General features: G+C 39.2%; 18 protein-coding genes and 1 pseudogene. 9 read left to right on the top strand and 10 right to left on the bottom strand.

Translation table 11 applies throughout. The annotated features are described in order from the left end of the window. Positions 1-24: 24 nt before the first annotated feature. Entirely contained in the window at positions 25-708 is a 684-nt protein-coding gene (locus NQ503_RS16875; RefSeq protein WP_005423706.1) for a response regulator transcription factor, read from the bottom strand. A 197-nt stretch (positions 709-905) separates the two neighbouring features. Between NQ503_RS16875 and NQ503_RS16870 the strand changes: the two genes are divergently transcribed. Continuing rightward, positions 906-1,232, top strand: a complete 327-nt coding sequence (locus NQ503_RS16870; protein WP_005423708.1) for a helix-turn-helix transcriptional regulator — start codon at positions 906-908, stop codon at positions 1,230-1,232. A 74-nt stretch (positions 1,233-1,306) separates the two neighbouring features. Here the strand turns inward: NQ503_RS16870 and NQ503_RS16865 are convergent, their stop codons facing one another. The 5 genes from NQ503_RS16865 to NQ503_RS16845 all read right to left on the bottom strand — a co-directional run bounded on the left by NQ503_RS16865 (position 1,307) and on the right by NQ503_RS16845 (position 4,726). Then, complete coding sequence (locus NQ503_RS16865) at positions 1,307-2,014, bottom strand: DUF6040 family protein (protein ID WP_005423710.1); 708 nt, start codon at positions 2,012-2,014, stop codon at positions 1,307-1,309. Then, a complete protein-coding gene (locus NQ503_RS16860) occupies positions 1,992-3,713 on the bottom strand; it encodes a MobA/MobL family protein (RefSeq protein ID WP_044925265.1) in 1,722 nt (573 codons plus the stop codon). The genes NQ503_RS16865 and NQ503_RS16860 overlap by 23 nt, the downstream gene beginning before the upstream one ends. Continuing rightward, positions 3,670-4,041 (bottom strand): hypothetical protein, encoded by a 372-nt coding sequence (locus tag NQ503_RS16855; RefSeq protein WP_016304809.1) that lies wholly within the window; start codon positions 4,039-4,041, stop codon positions 3,670-3,672. The genes NQ503_RS16860 and NQ503_RS16855 overlap by 44 nt, the downstream gene beginning before the upstream one ends. Further along, a complete protein-coding gene (locus tag NQ503_RS16850) occupies positions 4,041-4,355 on the bottom strand; it encodes a hypothetical protein (RefSeq protein ID WP_005423715.1) in 315 nt (104 codons plus the stop codon). The genes NQ503_RS16855 and NQ503_RS16850 overlap by 1 nt, the downstream gene beginning before the upstream one ends. A 140-nt stretch (positions 4,356-4,495) precedes the next feature. Further along, the gene (locus NQ503_RS16845; RefSeq protein ID WP_004843519.1) at positions 4,496-4,726 is read right to left on the bottom strand and encodes a helix-turn-helix domain-containing protein; all 231 of its coding nucleotides are present in this window, start codon (positions 4,724-4,726) and stop codon (positions 4,496-4,498) included. Between the two features lie 171 nt (positions 4,727-4,897). On the opposite strand from NQ503_RS16845, the gene NQ503_RS16840 reads away from it, so the two are divergent. Continuing rightward, complete coding sequence (locus tag NQ503_RS16840; RefSeq protein ID WP_005423725.1) at positions 4,898-5,527, top strand: helix-turn-helix domain-containing protein; 630 nt, start codon at positions 4,898-4,900, stop codon at positions 5,525-5,527. An 86-nt stretch (positions 5,528-5,613) separates the two neighbouring features. Continuing rightward, positions 5,614-6,909: a tyrosine-type recombinase/integrase gene (locus tag NQ503_RS16835; RefSeq protein ID WP_005423727.1), complete on the top strand. Its 1,296-nt coding sequence runs from the start codon at positions 5,614-5,616 to the stop codon at positions 6,907-6,909. A 318-nt stretch (positions 6,910-7,227) separates the two neighbouring features. Here the strand turns inward: NQ503_RS16835 and NQ503_RS16830 are convergent. Both NQ503_RS16830 and NQ503_RS16825 read right to left on the bottom strand, forming a co-directional pair. Then, a pseudogene (locus tag NQ503_RS16830) lies at positions 7,228-7,380 on the bottom strand (ATPase); the annotation flags it as partial. 36 nt (positions 7,381-7,416) lie between these two features. Then, on the bottom strand, positions 7,417-7,800 hold the full coding sequence (locus NQ503_RS16825; RefSeq protein ID WP_259893524.1) for a PAS domain-containing protein: 384 nt from the start codon (positions 7,798-7,800) through the stop codon (positions 7,417-7,419). A gap of 154 nt (positions 7,801-7,954) precedes the next feature. On the opposite strand from NQ503_RS16825, the gene NQ503_RS17665 reads away from it, so the two are divergent. Then, positions 7,955-8,098, top strand: a complete 144-nt coding sequence (locus tag NQ503_RS17665; protein ID WP_005423732.1) for a P-loop NTPase family protein — start codon at positions 7,955-7,957, stop codon at positions 8,096-8,098. Between the two features lie 106 nt (positions 8,099-8,204). On the opposite strand, the gene NQ503_RS16815 is transcribed toward NQ503_RS17665, so the two are convergent. Continuing rightward, positions 8,205-9,056 (bottom strand): IS3 family transposase, encoded by an 852-nt coding sequence (locus NQ503_RS16815; RefSeq protein WP_227231694.1) that lies wholly within the window; start codon positions 9,054-9,056, stop codon positions 8,205-8,207. Then, positions 9,023-9,595: a transposase gene (locus NQ503_RS16810; protein WP_005422936.1), complete on the bottom strand. Its 573-nt coding sequence runs from the start codon at positions 9,593-9,595 to the stop codon at positions 9,023-9,025. The genes NQ503_RS16815 and NQ503_RS16810 overlap by 34 nt, the downstream gene beginning before the upstream one ends. 118 nt (positions 9,596-9,713) lie before the next feature. Here NQ503_RS16810 and NQ503_RS16805 point away from each other — a divergent pair, with 118 nt between their 5' ends. From NQ503_RS16805 to NQ503_RS16785, 5 genes are all read left to right on the top strand, one after another. Next, on the top strand, positions 9,714-11,222 hold the full coding sequence (locus tag NQ503_RS16805) for a sugar ABC transporter ATP-binding protein (protein WP_044925270.1): 1,509 nt from the start codon (positions 9,714-9,716) through the stop codon (positions 11,220-11,222). A gap of 13 nt (positions 11,223-11,235) precedes the next feature. Further along, a complete protein-coding gene (locus NQ503_RS16800) occupies positions 11,236-12,219 on the top strand; it encodes an ABC transporter permease (RefSeq protein ID WP_005423735.1) in 984 nt (327 codons plus the stop codon). Positions 12,220-12,314: 95 nt separating this feature from the next. Then, positions 12,315-13,289 carry a substrate-binding domain-containing protein gene (locus NQ503_RS16795; protein WP_005423736.1) on the top strand — a complete coding sequence of 325 codons (975 nt, stop codon included), beginning with the start codon at positions 12,315-12,317 and terminating at the stop codon, positions 13,287-13,289. Between the two features lie 145 nt (positions 13,290-13,434). Next, positions 13,435-15,240: a cache domain-containing sensor histidine kinase gene (locus NQ503_RS16790; RefSeq protein WP_005423737.1), complete on the top strand. Its 1,806-nt coding sequence runs from the start codon at positions 13,435-13,437 to the stop codon at positions 15,238-15,240. After that, positions 15,225-16,442 carry a response regulator transcription factor gene (locus NQ503_RS16785; protein ID WP_005423738.1) on the top strand — a complete coding sequence of 406 codons (1,218 nt, stop codon included), beginning with the start codon at positions 15,225-15,227 and terminating at the stop codon, positions 16,440-16,442. The genes NQ503_RS16790 and NQ503_RS16785 overlap by 16 nt, the downstream gene beginning before the upstream one ends. Position 16,443: the final 1 nt, after the last annotated feature.

Genomic DNA, 16,443 nt, shown 5'->3' with positions numbered 1-16,443 from the left:
CTAAATCTAAGGATTTCATAAAGATTATATGTCCATCTTAAACCCAATTCCCCAAACCGTTTTAATATATGATTTACTATTATCTATTGCAGCAATTTTTTTGCGTAAGTTGCTGATATGAACATTGATAGCATTTTCAGTTCCCTCTAAAGTTTCATTCCATAATTGCTCATAAATCATATCTTTCGTAAATACTTGTTGCGGATGTTCCATAAGCATTTTCAATATAGCAAACTCATTTTTTGTAAGGGGCAATTTTTGATTTTTTAGAGTGGCCTCCATTCCTATTGTATCTAAATTTAAATCGCCACAACATAACAAGGAATTTGATGTATATTGATTTTCATAAATCCGTCGCAAAATCGTTTCAATCCTTGCAAGTAGTTCTTCTATATCGAAGGGTTTCGTTACATAATCATCAGCACCGTTTTTCAATAAGAAAATTTTACTTTTAGAATCTTCTTTTGCAGATAGACCGATTACAGGTACATTTTTTGTTTTCTTTATTTCTGCTAAAACTTGTTCACCAGAAAGACCGGGAAGCATTAAATCCAAAATAATCAGATTAACTTTTTGCTTTTCAAGAAAAAGAAGGGCTTCTGTTCCTGAATAAGCAGAATATGTTATATAACCATTTTTCCGAAGATATTTAACAAGCATATCATTGATAGCCATATCGTCATCAACTATTAGAATTGTGTAATTCATATAAAATACCTCTCTTTAACATTGATCAATTTGCAGAATATAATTTTATGGCATATTCGTATCAACTTTATCACAATCGTTTGCTATATTCAATCATGTGGCTATTTGATAATGAAATAAAATACTACTTAACATCAAATTTCATTACATTCTCATAATTCAACCCGAAATGTACAATGATATAGGGTGATATGAGAATGAACCAAGATGAAATCAGGTTTGACTTTCATGGGCTCGGGCTGGCAATCAAACAAGCCAGAGAGGAAAGGGGCTGGACACAGGCCTATGTGGCGGAGCTGGTCGGCAAGACAGACCGCACGATTATGAATATTGAAAACAAGGGACAACATCCCAGCTTCAATTTATTTTTCAAACTCGTTACCATGTTCGATATTTCCGTAGACCAGTTTTTCTACCGGGAAGAACAGCGGGACGAACACAGTTGCAGAAAGCACATTATGTTAGTTTCCAATGTTATTTACATTGCTGAAACAATGAAACAGACATATCCTAATAGAAATTGAAAAGGATAATATAATAGCAGGGGACGATGTGCGTTTTATCCCCTGCTCTTATACGTTTTTCTATCATATTTTCATCAATATAGCTTGGTATTTAACTGATTTTTCAAATAACATCTAAGTCCAACATATGCTCCCTGTGAAAGCACAAAAAGCAATAGAAGATTTACTGACAGTACCTTTTTGATTGTTTCTCCAAAATAAATGATGACAGCAGTACTTGTCAGTATTATCAGTAGGGTAATAACATCCCAACAGTTTTTCTTATATAATTCTATAACCTTTATTTCTATCAGTATCGCCAGTATCCCTGTCCCTGCGACACATATTCCGACAACCAATATCAGCAATACCCAATATATGATTCCGGCTATAAACGCATTAGGAATTTTGGTACTAATCTGTGCCACAGATTGCCCGGCAGAAATCGTCCATCCGATAAAGGTCTGTATGAATGACGCCGCATCATGAAAGAATGATTTACAATCGGAAAGGAACACATCTGACTGTACTGCCTGAAAAAGAGTGGTTGTCAGCGAATACCATGCAAGAAGGAACAAGGTTGTTTGGAACCTTACCGTTTTTGCTTTATACTGTCCGGCAAGTCGCTCTTTTTGTGTTTCGTATTTCGCTTTTTCATTCTGATAGGCTGTCCGGTCACAGGCTTCACATTTTTCATAGAGTACCGGCTTTTCTACCGGTATCTCTACGATTTTCTGATGTGTCCGGGCATAATCCCGTTGTTGTGTTAAACAGCGTATTTTATCTTGACATTCCCCGATCATGACGTTTGCGCTTAGCAGCTTCTCTTTCTCGATCCGCAATGCTCTGTCTGCCAGCTTCAAGTCGTTCTTTAATGCTTGAATATTCCCGGATCTGTTCTCTTTGTTTAATTTCTCGTTCAAGGTCAGAGATTCGCTGAGCTGCGTCTTCAGTTCCACGATAAGCTGGTCTTTCTGTTCCAGTTCTTCTTGTATCTCCTCGGTCAAGCGCAGAAGTTCTTCCAACTGTTCGGCGTTCTTTAATTCTCTGGATTCGTTCATCTATATCACGTCCTTTCTCTATCTGCTGTTCCAGTTCAGCAATTCGGTGTTCTGTTTCAGTAATAAACTGTTTTCGCTGTTCAGCTTCTGTGCCAATATCTGCCATTGCTGATTTTCGTTTTCCAAAAGTTCTATCTTCGTTTTCTGTTCTTCCATCTTGGAAAGCAGTTCCTCGGTATTTGGCAAAATGTTGAGCAGCTCGGATAACTCGCTGTTTAATTTTTGTAATTTCTGATTCTGTTCCTGCATAAGAGAGAGTTGATTGTCCCGGTTCTGCATTTCCAGAAGCATTTCTGCCATTAAGGTCTGCTGTTCTTCGATTTGCACAATCATGGATTCCATTAAGGGTATAATTTCCCAGCTTTCTTCTAATGTCATTTAATCGCTCCTTCCATAATGATAATGCACCTGATACTTTCCCAAAGGTGTCCAGTATCTTTTGCAATAATGTGTTTTGTTGTTTTATGATTTGATTTTCCGCTACTTTCCACGAACCTTCTATTTCCTGCCCGGCAAGAAACTTTTGTTCAATCTTTCTTGCGTCAGCACCTTCATGGATGGTAGGGATCTGGAGTTTTCCCTGCTTTTCATAAGAACGGTGATCGACCTGATTATGCAAAGGCAGATGTTCATTACACACCTTTGCCCACTCACTCCGCCACAGTTCACAATTTTTTGGATTGTTCCATCCGGTAGCATCGGTCAGCACACGTTTCCATTGCAGGCGGTTTCTTGTAGCAATCTTTTGGATTCCGTTTTCATCTAATACAGGGATACGGATTCCATGACGGTCAGGGTTTTTCTTATCCTGCCACCAGTTCGGATGGGATTCGTCAATCACGACATTTCCGTTTTTATCTCTGAGAAAATCCCAATCCTTGACTTCTTTCTTTCCCCAAGAATGATCCGGGTTAAAAGGACGCATAGTCAGAAGCAGATGGACATGGGGGTTGCCATCCCCTTTATCGTGGATACTCCAATCAGCACACATTCCTCTATCTACAAAAGTTTTTTGAATATAGTCAGTTGTATATTGAATTTGTTCCTGTCTGTTCCATTCTTTGGGAAGGGCAAATTCAAATGACCTGCCAAGTTGGGCATCTGCATTTTTTTCAATCTTCAATACCTCATTCCATAACCTTTGTTTCTGAAATGTGATTTTAAATTTTTCTAAAGCAGCTTCTTTATCTGCTGACCTTTTGTATCGGACAGATTCCTGAAAGCGTTTTATATTTTCTTCTGGTACTATCTGCCATTCAGGAGGTGCGTTTTCACACATCATCAGACTGGTGTAGACCACTTCTTTTTTGGAAGTGTAATAACTGATTCTCCCGGTTTCCTCGTTTTTCATCACATCTCCATTGAGATATGCGGAAGCGGAGATAACAGATTTCCCTTTACTTCGTCCGACTATTTTGATTGTGTAATGAAAAATCGCCATATCTGGATTCCTCCTTTCTGCACATCCGGTATAGATTTCCGGCAACATTGCTTTCGATTTTAGAAAAGGCAGCATTGCCGGAACGCCCTCTGCGTAAGAGTGCCCTGCGCATAGCAGCCTGCATGGAATGCGCCTCTCTGGCGAAGAGTGCCTCCTGTGGCATGAGCAGGTCTGGCTGAAAGCCCCGCCGACGGAACGAGCCCGGCAAGCGTGAGCGCAGACCGGTTGCCACTTGTGGCAAACTTATTGGGACGACCTCTGGTTGTCCATAAGTGCGCCCTTCATGAAAAAGCAATGAAGGGAATGAAAAACTCATCCCCTCCGCCATTACACTTCCTCCATATCGGTATTGGCTTCTTTCTGCATTGCCTTTGAGAAAAACTTCCCATTGGCTTCCTGCCTTTTCAGAAAACCAATCAGCTTTGGGATGTCCTCTTCCTCAATAGGAACACCAAGAACGGATTCCACCGCACCGCCAACCTGACAGAGCCTATGGGTTCGTTTTTTACTTTCTTCGGCTTTCTTTCGTTTCAGAAGTTCTTTCTTCTGTGCTGCATATCGTTTTGCTTTTTCAAGGCTTTCCTGTTCCTTCTTTTCCATTTCAAGCATTCGTTCTTCATAACTTTTTGTTGATTTTGCCATGATTACATTCCCCTTTCTTTTGCAAACATAAGTTCTCGGTTGCGTATCAGAAGAAGCACATGGTATAATCTTCTTGCGTGTAGGTATATCATGGCTTCGGTCTGATAGAACCTTTGGCGGTTTCTTTGGAAGCCGCCTTTTTAATTTGCCGCAGTTCTTGTTACGGCTTTTACATTTCCTCTATCCCTCAAATCACGACCTTCATTAGCTTCCATAAACATTTCCAGAATATCGGTTTTAATCAGGACTTTGCGACCAACCTTTAATACCGGAAGTTTCTTCCATTCTACAAGCTGTCTTAAGGTGTTTCTGCCGATTCCCGTATAGTCAGCAGCTTCTTCGATGGATAATGCAATTTTTCTTTGCGTCATATAATCACCTCCTTATAAATTGCATTATGCAATTCTTGTGATGTAAGTATATCCTTTTCATATCTTTTTGTCAAGCGTTACGAAATATTAAAAACAAACCTTATATTGCATATTGCAATTTTGGAAAAGCAATGCTATAATTCATACATACCGAAAAAGGAGGCAGTCAGCATGAAAGATAAAGAACTACGCAAGCTGATAGGCAGCAGAGTAAAACAGCGCCGTCTGGAATTGAATCTGACACAGCCTTATGTCGCAGAAAAGATGGGGGTTACCGCTTCTACAATCCTGCGTTATGAGAATGGTTCGATTGACAATACGAAAAAAATGGTGCTGGAAGGTCTTTCGGAAGCACTTCATGTATCTGTGGAATGGCTCAAAGGGGAAACAGATGAATATGAAACCGACATTACGGATAAGAGAGAGTTACAGATTCGTGATGCGATGGGAGATATTCTGGAACAGTTACCGCTTGCCCTTACCAAAGAAGAAGATGCTTTTTCAAAAGATTTATTACTGCTGATGTTAAAACAATATGGTCTGTTTTTGGATTCCTTTCAGTTCGCCTGCAAAAACTTCAAGGGGAATGATGGTCAGACGGATATTGCCAAAACAATAGGGTTTGAATCGAATGATGAATATAATGAGATTATGTTCTTAAGGGAAATCACTCCTACCATCAATGCTTTTAATGAGATGGCAGACGTTGTAAGGCTCTATTCCAAGAAACCAAAAACAGCAGAACAAAGGCTTGCAAATCTTTTATCAGAAGTCTTATACGAAGATTCCGAATCGGTATAGTAAGACAACCGGAGTTATGATATACTTACACGCACGAAGCATTTCATCAGTTCCGATTGTCTAATATCGAAAGGAGACATACGATTATGGCAAAAGGATCTGTAAGAAAAAAAGGAAAGAAATGGTACTACCGCTTCTATGTAGAGGACGCAAGCGGCAATCTTGTTCAGAAAGAATGCGTTGGAACAGAAAGCAAAAGTGAAACTGAAAAGCTGCTCCGTCAGGCAATGGATGATTATGAGAAAAAGAAATTTGTTGCCAAAGCGGAAAATCTCACAGTCGGACAACTTTTAGATGTGTGGGCAGAGGAGGAATTAAAAACAAGTACGCTCAGCAATGGTACGGTGGAGAATTACCTCGGAACAATACGAAATATTAAGAAACATCCGCTGGCAGAACGGAAATTAAAAAATGTAACCTCTGAGCATTTGCAATCCTTCTTTGATTTGCTTTCCTTTGGGGGAGTTCATCCCGATGGAAAAGAGAAAAAGGGTTACAGCAAAGATTATATCCATTCTTTTTCCGCAGTCATGCAGCAATCTTTCCGTTTTGCAGTATTTCCAAAGCAGTATATTACGTTCAATCCCATGCAGTATATTAAACTGCGGTATCAGACGGATGAAGTGGATTTGTTTTCCGATGAGGATATGGACGGAAATATCCAACCAATTTCACGAGAAGATTATGAAAGATTACTTGCTTATCTGCAAAAAAAGAACCCAGCCGCAATACTTCCAATCCAGATAGCTTATTATGCCGGACTCCGTATTGGAGAAGCCTGCGGTTTGGCATGGCAGGATGTAAATCTGGAAGAACAATGCCTTACCATAAGACGCAGCATCCGATATGATGGCTCAAAGCGCAAATATATCATCGGACCAACCAAGCGGAAAAAAGTAAGGGTTGTTGATTTTGGAGATACGCTGGTAGAGATTTTCCGTAATGCCCGGAAAGAGCAGTTAAAAAACCGGATGCAGTACGGAGAACTTTATCACACGAACTACTACAAAGAGGTCAAAGAGAAAAACAGAGTGTACTACGAATATTATTGCTTAGACAGAACAGAGGAAGTCCCGGCAGATTATAAAGAAATTTCTTTCGTCTGCTTAAGACCGGATGGTTGTCTGGAACTTCCGACTACTTTGGGGACGGTATGCAGAAAGGTAGCAAAAACATTAGAGGGATTTGAAGGCTTTCATTTCCACCAGTTACGTCACACCTATACAAGCAACCTTTTGGCAAATGGAGCTGCTCCAAAAGATGTGCAGGAATTATTAGGACACTCAGATGTAAGTACCACCATGAATGTCTATGCTCACTCCACAAGAGATGCGAAACGAAAATCGGTTCGGCTTCTTGATAAAGTGGTAGGCAATGACTAAAAAAATTCCCTTATTTCCCTTGTGATTATCTCATAAGGGCAAAAATAAGGGAAACTACATATCATTTCACTAATGGACAGGCGGGAAAGCCTATAAAATGGGGAAAGTTAGAGAGATAATTATATAAATTTCAGTTTGCAGAGCTGACAATCTATCATTTTGTCAATGTAAGATAATTACAATGAATAACGCCGGTGCGGGATTTTGATATCCAGTACCGGCGTTATTGATTCCACAGGGGCTTGGGGGTGTAGCCACCAAATACATTATTCATTTTCGTTTTCAGAAAGTTTGTTAAGGATCCACAAGTATAAAGGAAGCATCTCGAATCTGAAGCCGAGGAAAGCATTTTCTCTCAAATGTTTCCTGCCCGGAAATGTTGTCGCTGATCTGAATATAAAATTTCTCGTTGCTTCTCTGAGCAACAAAGTCGATTTCCTTTTGATAGAGCTTGCCGACATAAACATTATATGAAAATAGATCATACGCTCTGTTTTTTGCAATATTTTATCTTGCGAATTTATCATTGTAACGAATATGCATATCTTCCCAATCCATGAACAATACATAAAATACTTTCCCGTATTGCGGGCTCTCTACAATTCTTCCATGATCAAGAACAGAAAAATAAGTTCCGTCAGCTTTTCGAAGATGAAAGTGAATATAGTCATTTTCATTGCCGTTGTCAATCTGTTCCCAGATACTTGATTCTATCTGTTGCTGTTCATCTTCACGAATCAAGTTGCGAAAACTTTTCTCAGTAAGTCTGAACAGTTCATCTATATCTTTATATCCGGACATATGAAGAAATTCATCATTTGCAAAAAATAGTTCATCATCTTCTTTGTCAGCTCTGTATATGATGAATGCACCTGGAAGATGTTCAGAGATATCCTTGAATGCGAATCCAAGTTGTTTGCGGGCACCTGACCGAAAAAGAAAGACGAAAATGGTTTGGCTACGTGGAGCAGTCTTATCACATGGTGCCGGGAACGATTAGAGATCAGATTACTTTATACGATGAGTCGATCACGGAAGAGCAGTCGTGGCAGAATCGGAGATCCTGCTTCTGGATGAGATTACTGCAAACCTGGATGCCGAGACGGAACACCAGGTGCTGCAGGCATTGAAGAGAGCATCGGAGAACAGAATAGTTATCAATATTTTACATAGAGTACCGCTTAAATAGGAAAAAATATACAATAATCACAACATCAATATACAAAAGTAAAAAAATTATAAAAAAATCGCCGATTATTGATATGTACCCAGAATTCTGGACACATATTTATAAGTTAGGCGGACATCATGGATGCTTCTCTGTATTTTACAGGAGGCATCCATTTTGTTTTTGCCTGGATTCGTTTGCTATTATAGTAATCAATATATTCATCAATAGCAATTGCAAATTCTTCAAATGATGTATAATCTTTTTCAAAACCATAATACAGTTCTGTTTTTATTCTTCCAAAGAATGTTTCCATGATGCAATTATCGTAGCAATTCCCCTTTCTAGACATAGATTGAATTATTCCATGTTCTTTCAAACGATTTCGATAATAAGCATGTTGATATTGCCATCCTTGATCAGAGTGCAAAATTAAACCGTTTACAGAAGAATACTTATCAAAGGCTTTATCAAGCATTCTTTTTATTTGTTCTAAATTAGGACTTAGCGCTAAATCATATGAAATAATCTCATTTGTATTCATATCCAAAATAGGAGAAAGATAGCATTTTCCCCACGAAAAATTAAATTGGGATACATCTGTTGTCCACTTTTGCAGAGGTAAAGTAGTTGAAAAATTTCTATTAATTACATTGTCGGCTACTTTCCCAACTTCACCTTTATAAGAATGATATTTTTCTTTTGGACGTTTTCCAAATAATCCAGCGTCATGCATAAGACGTTGAACTCTCTTATGATTTACGTTGTAGCCACGATTTTTTAATTCCATATAAACTCTGCGTACCCCATATCTGCCTTTGTTTTCTACGAATATTTTTTTAATAACTAGAAGTAATTCTTCATTTCGTATAGCAACTGGATCTGTTTTATTAATTTCAAAATAGTATGTAGAACGCGCCATATTCATAGCCTTTAACAAGTGTTTTAACAGATATCCTTTTTCTTTGAGTTCTTTGATGATTGCTGCTTTTTCGCCTTGAGTAGCGCAGCTTCCCTTTCTTCTCTCAAGGCGATCTCTTTTTTTATTGCTTCATTTTCTGCTTTAATATAAGTAATTTCAGCTCGTAAACGAATCAGTTCTTCATATTCAGACTCATTTAATTTACGTGGATTATTTATGTTCATTTTTTTCATTGCGGACTCCTTTGGTTTTCGCCCTTTTCTTCGGCCTACAAGTCCATTATAACCCCATATTTTATATTTGCGAATCCATTGAGCAAGTAATCCACTGTTTATACCCACAGTATAAGCAACTGAAGTAATAGTATCTCCAGCTATAACTCGTGCAACAAGTTCATATTTTTCCTCTGGAGACCACTTTTTATTTGTACCATAGTGTTTTAAACAATCAGAAGTATTTGATTCTTCCAAATGATGCCATCTGACAATCATGTCATGAAAATTTTTTAGATTTATTATATCATTGGGTGCATCAATCCATTTTCCTTGGCGATACAATTCAACAGCTTTTTTCTTAAATTCGTAAGTATAACGCATAAAAATACCCCTTTCACTGGATGTCCAGTAAAAGGGGTACATATCATATTAGAAATACAATCGGCGATTTTTTATGTATAATGAACACATCATGAATGAGGGAAGAAAAGGAGGAACTATGGAAAAGGTATTACTGAACATGAAGGCCATAAGCAAAACTTTCGGAAGTGTGCAGGCATTAAAAGAAGTTTCTCTGGACCTTTATGCGGGTGAAGTACTTGCTCTGATGGGAGAAAACGGAGCAGGAAAATCCACACTGATGAACATTCTCAGTGGTTCTCTTCAGCCTACAAAAGGAGAAATTTATCTGAAAGGAGAAAAAGTAACTGTCCCGGGACCGATCGCAGCAAAAAAACTTGGAATTTCTAAAATTCATCAGGAACTTCAGATTGTTCCGGAAATGAGCGTGGCAGAAAACATTTTTCTTGGAAGATGGATGAAGAAAAAGGGCGGATCGGTTGATTTTAAAACGATGGCTGCAGAGGCTCGTAAATATCTGGAGATGTTGGACGTACATGTTGATCCGGCAACAAAATTAAAAGATTTAAGAATCGGAGAGCAGCAACTTGTTGAGATCGCAAAGGCGATATCCTTGAATTCTGAAATTATTATCATGGACGAACCGACTTCTGCTATCAGTGAAAAAGAAGCTGAAAAGTTGTTTACGATCATTCGAAAGCTTCGTTCAGAGGGAAAAGGAATTATCTACATCACACATCGAATGGAAGAAATTTTCCAGATTGCAGACAGACTTACTGTAATGCGTGATGGAACGTATATAGGTACCGTAAAGGCCTCTGAGACCTCAAAAGATGAGATTATAAAGATGATGGTTGGACGTGATATGAGCGAGCAGTATCCAAAAGATCCTACTGAAAAAGGTGAGATTGCTCTTAAAGTAGAAAACCTTACATACACTCCACCAGCAGGAAGTTTTCGAAGATCACTCAAGAATATTTCTCTGCATGTAAGGCATGGCGAAGTTCTTGGAATCGCCGGACTTGCAGGTGCAGGAAGATCAGAACTTTTTGAATGTCTGGCAGGTGTACATTACAAAGACACTACAGCAAAGATTTCTATTGATGGTAAAGAAGTAACTATAAAAAATCCTGCAGATGCGATCAAAGCGGGCATTTCCTTTGCAACTGAAGACAGAAAGGGAACAGGTCTTGTTCTTCAGAGATCTATTGGAGAGAATATGTCTCTTCCTCTTCTGAAAAAATTTAGTCCGGCATTTTTTATGAAATCCGGAGAAGAGAAAAAAGAATGGAACAAACAGATGGAAACCCTCAGAGTAAAAGCTCCTGGAACAAAAACTCTTGCCAGTGCTCTTTCTGGAGGAAACCAGCAGAAAGTTGTACTAGGCAGATGGTTGATGACTGAGCCAAAGATTCTTCTTTTGGATGAACCTACCCGAGGAATTGATGTAGGTGCAAAAGCAGAAATATACCAGTTGATCAACAATCTTGCGAAACAGGGGATGGCGATCATTGTAGTATCCTCAGAGCTTCCGGAAGTAATCGGTATTTCAGACAGAATCGTTACTTTCTGTGAGGGAGAACTGACGGGTGAATATCTCCAGGAAGAAGCAACTCAGGAAAAACTTCTTCAGAGTGCAACAAAATAAGGAGGGTGGATAGATGGATAACAAAAAGAAAATGAAAGCTATGATTAAGCAGATGCAGAGTGTAATCGCACTGGTTATTATCTTTGTGGTGGCATCTACAATCTGTATTAAGGATGGCAGAAATAACTTTCTGGATATAAGAAACCTGATGAATGTGCTAAGAGCCGTATCAGAAAATGGAATCATTGCAATTGGTATGACGATCATCCTGATCCTTGGTGATATTGATCTTTCTGTAGGTTCTGTTGTAGGTCTTATCTCAACAGGATGTGCATATCTGATGGTAAAGAGTGGTCTGGGATTTGTACCGGCCATCCTTGTAAGCCTTGGAATCGGAGCATTGTTTGGATTGTTTAATGGATTATGTATCACAAAGCTGAGACTTCAGGCTTTTATCGTTACTCTTGCATCTATGAATATCGCGAGAGGACTTGCAAGATTCTGGGCAAACGGAATCGGTATCCCGCTTGCATATGGAAAAGGTGAAGGAATGGCTCCGCCGGCATTTGAAGTACTTCAGATGCGTCTATGGGGAATCATACCGGTACCGGCAATCATCTTCATTGTTCTTCTGATCGTTTTCCAGATTATTTTGAGTAAGACAAGATTCGGAAGACAGGTATATGCAATTGGTGGAAATAAGAATGCGGCATATCTCTCAGGTATCAAAGTAGACAGAATTAAGATCTATGCATTTATGATCTGTGCAATGCTTTCATCTGTTGCAGCTATGATTCATGCAGCTCAGATCAGCCAGGGTGGACCGAACGAAGGTCAGGGCTATGAACTTAATGCAGTTGCAGCCTGTGCTATTGGCGGAACAAGTCTTGCAGGCGGCAAGGGAACTGTTTTTGGTACACTTATCGGAGCGCTTATCCTTGGTATGCTGGATAATGTCCTTGGTCTTAAAGGAGTCAATTCAAACCTTCAGCTGATGGTAAAAGGATTCCTTATCATCATTGCAGTATTTATGCAGGCAGATAAAGTAAACGACTAACAATTAATAAAGATAATAATTCTCAGGCTCTGTCCGGCAGCAGGCCCGGAGAATAAAATAATAAACAAAAGCGATGCCGGAGAAAGAAGGTAAGTATGAATAAAAAAGCGATCAGTATCCTCTTAACAGCAGCTATGGGTGTTTCTGTCCTGGCAGCAGGCACAGTTACAGTCAGTGCAGCAGAGAAAAAGGACAAATATGTGATCGGAATGTCACAGTGTAATCTTGGTGAGCCATGGCGTGTAGCTATGAATGATCAGATTGCAATGGCAGCAGAAAAACATCCGGAATTTGAGGTTATTTTCGCAGACGCTGCTCAGGATAACTCCAAACAGATTGCAGATATTGAAAACTTTGTACAGATGGGTGTAGACCTTATCATTACATCTCCTAACGAAGCTACACCACTTACTAATGCAGTTAGTGCAGCTTATGATGCAGGAATCCCGGTTATTCTTCTTGACAGAAAGATTGACGGAGACAAGTATACTCAGTTTATCGGTGCAGACAACGTAGATATGGGACGTATTGCAGGAGAATATATTGCAGATACACTTCTTCCTGACGGTGGTAAGGTTTGTGAGATCAAAGGTCTTGAAGGAACTTCTGGTGGAATCGACAGAGATAATGGTTTCCGCGAAGGTATCAAGAAAAATGACAAGATTGAAATCGTAGCTGTAAACAATGCAGACTGGCTTCGTGAAAAAGCAATCACAGTTGCAGAAGAAATGCTTCAGACAAATGATGAAATCGATCTTTTCCTGGCTTTAAATGACCCGATGGCAGAAGGTGCATATATCGCAGCTAAGAATGCAGGAAGAGAAGGAGACATCCTTTTTGTTGGATTTGATGGACTTCCTACACCAGATGGTGGTATTCGAAGCGTTATGGATGGAAGACTCAGCATGACTCAGGTTTATCCTACAGGTGGTACAGAAGCAATTGAAAGCGCTTATCAGCTGCTCGTTGAAGGCAAAGAACTTGACAAAACTCTGACTCTTACTTCTGAAATCGTTACTCCTGACAATGCAGAAGAACTCCTCGAAAAATTTGGTGGATCTGCAGAATAATCAGATTTGAAAAATTATAAAAATGAAATATAGTACGATGCGAAGAAACGGGAATGGCTTAGGCTGTTCCTGTTTTTTCTTTCTGTTTGACATGAAGAGATACTTACTATATCATGGAAGAATAGACAGATAAAAGGAGGATAATATGTTCAGTAAACTGAAAAGAATTCTACATCCGGAGAATATGCTGTTCAAAATGATCATACTGAACTGTGGCCTACTTTTGTTAGTTACATTGGTCCTTACAGCTGCTGGAAACTATATATATGAGGAATCTATTGCAGAAAGATCCTATGCAAACACAATGGAAATCCAGAATCAGGTGTTGAAATCGCTTGATCTGATTTTTAAATCCGTAGAGGATAATGTTGAGGCTTTGGGAAATTATCCGGAAGTACAAGAGTATTTAAAAGTAGATGTTGAAAATCAGCAGGCAAGCCGTGTGGAATTGGAAAGACAGGTGCGAGACCTTCTTCTGGATTATTCCAGAATATACAGTGAATATTTAAATATTGTTGTTGTCAGTGAGAAAGGCCAGTATCTTTCTAATGATTCATACCGAGTCAAAAAGCTTCCGCTTACGGAAGAAAAATGGTATCAGGATGCGGTTCTGGCAAATGGAGAACTGGTTTTAAGTCCTACCAGTCTGGGACGAAATTTAAAAGCCTGGAAAAACTACAGTACAGACAATTATGTCAGCACAGCTAAATTAATTTGTGACAGACAGACGTCTGCGGGGATTGGTGTGATCCTTATAGATTTGGATTTGAAGAGTATTCAGAATCTTGTCGAAGATATTACAATGGGACAGACTGGATTTGGTTATATACAGGATAGTCAGGGGCATGTGCTCTATGCACCCCAAAATGAAGTTGTATACCGGATGAATCCAAACTGGGTCACGGACGGAGAGAGTGGACGTGTCAGATGTCGCATAAAGGGAAAAGATTACAATGTCATATATAGTCATTCAAAATATACAGACCTGACTGCAGTTGGAGTATTTGACTGGGGGAAAACTATCGAAGGCATTTCCAGAGCAAGGACAGTTTCGAAATGGATTGCAGTTATAATAATGATCTTTGCGGCAGGAGCAACGGTTATTTTTTCGGCATCCATTACAAGGCCTATTTCGACGCTTTCAAAACTTATGAAAAAAGCGCAGACCGGAGATATGACGGTTCGTTTTGAAAATCATTATAAAGGTGAAATAGGGCAGCTGGGAGATTCTTTTAATGCAATGGTAGAAAAAATTAATGAACTTCTTGGCGTTGTATACAAAGAACAGAAAAATAAAAGAGAAGCAGAGCTTAAGATTCTTCATGAGCAGATTAAGCCGCACTTTCTTTATAATACACTTGATACGATACAGTGGATGGCAAAGCAGTACCATGCGCAGGATATTGTTGATCTGGTGCTTGCTTTGTCAGGATTTTTCCGTATCAGTCTGAGTCAGGGAAAAGAATTTATTACATTGGAACAGGAAGTTTTAATGGTAAAGAATTATCTGGACATCCAGAAAGTACGGTATGAGGATCTGTTTGAATATAAAACAGAGATTGAAGAAGGACTGGGAAATTATATGGTATTAAAAATCTGTCTTCAGCCGCTTGTGGAAAATGCTCTTTATCATGGGATAAAGGAATCCGATCAGGACAGAGGAACTATATGGATCCGTGCTTTTTCAGAGTCAGAGGATTCGATCATACTTAAGGTAGAAGATGATGGTGCTGGCATGAGTCAGGAAAGAATAGATCAATTGAATTCCTGGCTGAAACTGAAAGAACGTGGAGAAGAAGTAAAAGCCTATGGAACGTTGAATGTAAATGACCGCATAAAGATCGCTTACGGTGACGAATACGGACTTCATTATGAAAAGAGAACGGGAGGAGGTACCGTGGCTGTTGTAAGGCTCAAACGGCTGCAGAAAGAAGTATGTGGAAAGTTTTGATTGCTGATGACGAACCGAAAATTCGTCAGGGATTAAAAAGTGTATTGGAGGAAATGAAACTTCCGATCACAGTCTGTGCAGAAGCACGGAATGGAATGGAAGCATTAGAAAAAATTGAGCAGTTTCAACCGGATTTTATTCTGATGGATATCTGCATGCCTAAGTTGAGTGGTATACAGTTTCTGGAGGAATTGAGAAAACTGGATAAAAACTGTCCGGTAATCGTAATCTCCGGATTTAATGAGTTTTCCTATGCAAAACAGGCAATTAAGCTTGGGGTTTCCGAATATCTTTTGAAACCTATCGCAGAGGAAGAACTTCAAGCTGCGGTCGTGAAGGTGACTGAAGAGATAAAGCAGAAGCGAAAATCTGAAAAATTCATGGAACTTGTGAAACAACAGATGATTCAGAATCAGGATTATCTGAGAGATGTGTTTTTCAATGAATGGATGGAAGGAAAATTATCTAGATTCGAATGGGAAGAACAGGCAAGATTTCTTGATATGGATTTTCCGGATAATATGATTCTCATACTTGTGTCAGTTCAGTCCAGTTATGACAAGAAAATTGATAAAGGTACGGTGACTGAGGAAATATATAAGATCACTCTTGAAAAGATTATCAGAGAACTTATGGAGCCTTATCATACGGTAAGTGTGTTTTCCAGTAAGTATGAGGATGTAGCGATTGTTATGGAAAAGCTGCCGGAAAATTTTCAGGAGTTCAGTGCAGATCTTCAGCTGCAGACAGAAGAAAAAGTGGGTGGAAAGTGTTTTATTACGGCAAGAGAATGTACTTTTGAAACATTGCCTGATATTAGCCGTGAGATGCGCCGGGAAGTGCAGAAAATGCAGGAATGTAGACCAATTGTACAGGACGCAAGAAAATATATTTATGCCAATTATCAGGACAGAAATCTGGATCTCAGACAGGTGGCACATGCAATTGGCTGTAATTCTTCTTATATTAGCAGGATTATGAAACAGGAATTGGGGATATCTTTTAAAGATTTTCTTACAAGGCTTCGTATCAGTCAGGCAGTGCGGCTTATGGAAGATCGGGAATTGTCGATTAATCAGATTGCAGAAAAGGTAGGGTACAGCAACCAGCACTATTTTTCTGCTGCATTTAAAAACTGTCAGGGTATGTCGCCCTCAGAATTCCGTAAAAATATGCTGCAGATTGACAGAAACGGATTATAAC

The sequence above is a fragment of the Blautia obeum ATCC 29174 genome (genome assembly GCF_025147765.1).
GTDB lineage: Bacteria > Bacillota > Clostridia > Lachnospirales > Lachnospiraceae > Blautia_A > Blautia_A obeum.
Note: the sequence above shows the minus strand (reverse complement) of the source record. Positions and strands in the feature narration are given on the sequence as shown.